Annotated in this window: 2 protein-coding genes; both read right to left on the reverse strand. The window is 70.6% G+C overall.

The window, feature by feature from the left end; all coding sequences use genetic code 11:
* Window positions 1-1,004 (reverse strand): HAD-IIA family hydrolase (locus tag HMPREF0058_RS11205; protein WP_006549911.1); only part of this gene is annotated, 1,004 nt, incomplete at its 3' end.
* Window positions 1,001-1,870: a tetratricopeptide repeat protein gene (locus tag HMPREF0058_RS11210; RefSeq protein WP_006549912.1), complete on the reverse strand. Its 870-nt coding sequence runs from the start codon at window positions 1,868-1,870 to the stop codon at window positions 1,001-1,003. The genes HMPREF0058_RS11205 and HMPREF0058_RS11210, both read right to left, overlap by 4 nt.
* Window positions 1,871-2,531 lie beyond the last annotated feature (661 nt).

Here is a 2,531-nt window from a genome sequence, read left to right on the forward strand (position 1 = left end):
GCGCATGCCAGGGCGCGGTAGGCGTCCAAGGCGAGCTCTGCCGTCGTGCCCTGGGGGTCAAGCTCCCAGGTACCGTGCTCGCTGCGCAGCCGCGCGACGCCGCCGGACACCTGGGCCGCCCAGGCACCGACCTGCCACCATCCCGTCTCTCCGCGGCTGGGGGTCGGGTGAGGCTCGTTGAGGCCTCGAAGGTCGGTGTGCAGGTAGCTCGGGCGCTGCTCGACAGGAGCCAGGACGACGTCTCGAGCCGTCGAGACCCCGGTCAGGACGTGCATGCCAGCGATCCCCGCCGCGCGGGCGCCCACCAGGTCAGTGTCCAGGCGGTCGCCGACGGCCAGCGGCGTAGAGCCGCCTGCGCGTGCCAGTGCCCGGCGGTAGATCCCGGGGAAGGGTTTTCCTCCCGCCAGGTAGTCCTTGCCTGAGGCGTTGGCCACGGCCACGACGAGGCTGCCGTTGCCCAGCGCGAAACCGCGCTCCGTGGGCAGGGTGGCGTCCGTGTTGGTGGCCACGTGGAGGGCACCGTCGCGGATGGCGTACACGCCCTCCGACATCATCACCCAGTCCACCTCGGGCGCCCAGCCCTGGACGACGGCGACCGGATGGTCCTCAGCGCTGTCCACCAGGCGGTAGCCCTCATCGAGGAGAGCCTGGCGTAGACCGTCACCACCAATGACGAGGACGGGGCTGCCCGGCTCGACGTGCTCGCCCAGCAGCGCCGCGGCGTCCATGGCGGCGGAGAAGACCTCAGTCGGGTAGGCCTCGATGTCATTGGCCGCGAGCTTGTCGACGACCGTGCGCGGGGCACGGGAGGCGTTGTTCGTCACGAAGGACAGGCGCATGCCAGCTCCGCGCGCGCCGTTGACGCCCTGCGCGGCGTGGTCGATGCGCGCCTGGCCGGCGAAGCACACCCCGTCCAGGTCCAGCAGCGCGACGTCGTAGGCCTGGGACAGCGGGGACGGCGAGCCCAGGAGCGTGGCTGCGCAGGGCACTGCGGGTGAGGTCATGCCTGCTCCTCCTGCGAGGCGGCAGCCTCGGTGGCCGGCGTTGTCTCGCCGAGCAGCTCGGCCATCTCCTCCTCCACGCGCTCAGCGAAGGACGCGGACCACTCAGCGTCAGAGTCGTCATCCGGCTCGTCGTCGTCCTCGGCCGGCGGCTCGTGCACCTCGGCCTCCGCGGCCTCCGCAGCCTCGGAAAGCTCCTCCTGCGACTCTTCCTCGATGTCGTAGACCTCGACGTCCTCCGGCTCAGTGTCCTGCGGGCCCTCGCCGATGCGCTGGCGAACCGCCTGCGCCTCCTCGATGCGTCCAAGCTCCTCCAGCCGATCCGCACGCACCGAGTGAAGCCGGCGCAAGGTCTCGCGGTCGCCGCGGAACATCATGATCGCTTCCTCGATCACGATCAGGCCCAGCTCAGTCTGGCCCATCTCGTGACGGACACCGGAAACCACCATCGCGATCTCGGCCTCCTCGACGTCATCGAGCTGACGTGGGTCCGCCTCCTCGGCAGCCTTGAGCGCACGCCCGAGGTGTCCCAGAGCCCGCTCACAGTCGGCCTCGATAGCCCGGTGCAGGTCGAGACCGGACAGACGCCTGGCGGCGCGGATGTCACGCAGGGCCTCCTGATAGTGACCCGAGAGATAGGCGGCCACGCCGGCAGCCTCACGCACCACGGCCACCCGGCCGGCGTGAGAGGCCGCGTAGCGTGCGTGCTGGAAGGCCAGCTCGGGGTCAGAGTCCAGCAGGCGCTGCACCATGACGAGGTGCCGCGAGACGTTCTCAGCGTTGGCACGCCCCAGTCCCCGCAGCTCGCGGCGCGCCGAGGCCTCCAGGTCCGCAGCCTGAACCTCCTCGGGAACCGCCGGCTCAGGCACCCGGTGACGCTGAGGCGGCCGGGAATCCCGACGTTCGCCCGAGCGCGTGTCACGCCCGCCGAAGCCGCGGCCTGCGCGCCCGCCACGAGACAAACCCTGGCCGCGCGAGCCGGAACCGCGCCCACCCTGGCCGCGACGCTCACCGTCGCCGTAGGACCGAGTGCGACGCTCACCGTCGCCGTAGGACCGAGTGCGACGCTCACCGTCGCCGTAGGACCGGCCGCGGTCCCCACCGTCACGAGCCGAACGGCGGCGATCACCATCACCGTAAGCACGCCCCTGGCCTGCGTCCCGGCGCTTGTAGCCGCCCTCGCCGCGGGATCCGTCTGCGCCCCGGTAGGAGGATCCTGAACCGCGGCGTGACTGGCCACCGTGTCCGCGACCGAAACCGTGCCTCTCCCCTCCTGAGCTGCGGCGGGGTCCGCGGGAACCGTGGGAAGAACGCTCAGCCATGCTGTCTCTCATTTCGTTTTCAGGACGACGACCATCCAAGGCCGCATATGCGCTGCCGGCATCCTATCGAACGCACCGGGCGTGGCCTAGACCAGAGCACAGGAGGAGGTCAAGGTCATGCTTCCAGAGTCTCCACACCAGTCGTGAGAGCAGAGGCAATCCAACAGCGGGCCGCGCCTACGCGAGCCAGTCTGTCATCGAGGCCCTT

It is taken from the genome of Actinomyces urogenitalis DSM 15434 (assembly GCF_000159035.1).
Lineage (GTDB): Bacteria > Actinomycetota > Actinomycetes > Actinomycetales > Actinomycetaceae > Actinomyces > Actinomyces urogenitalis.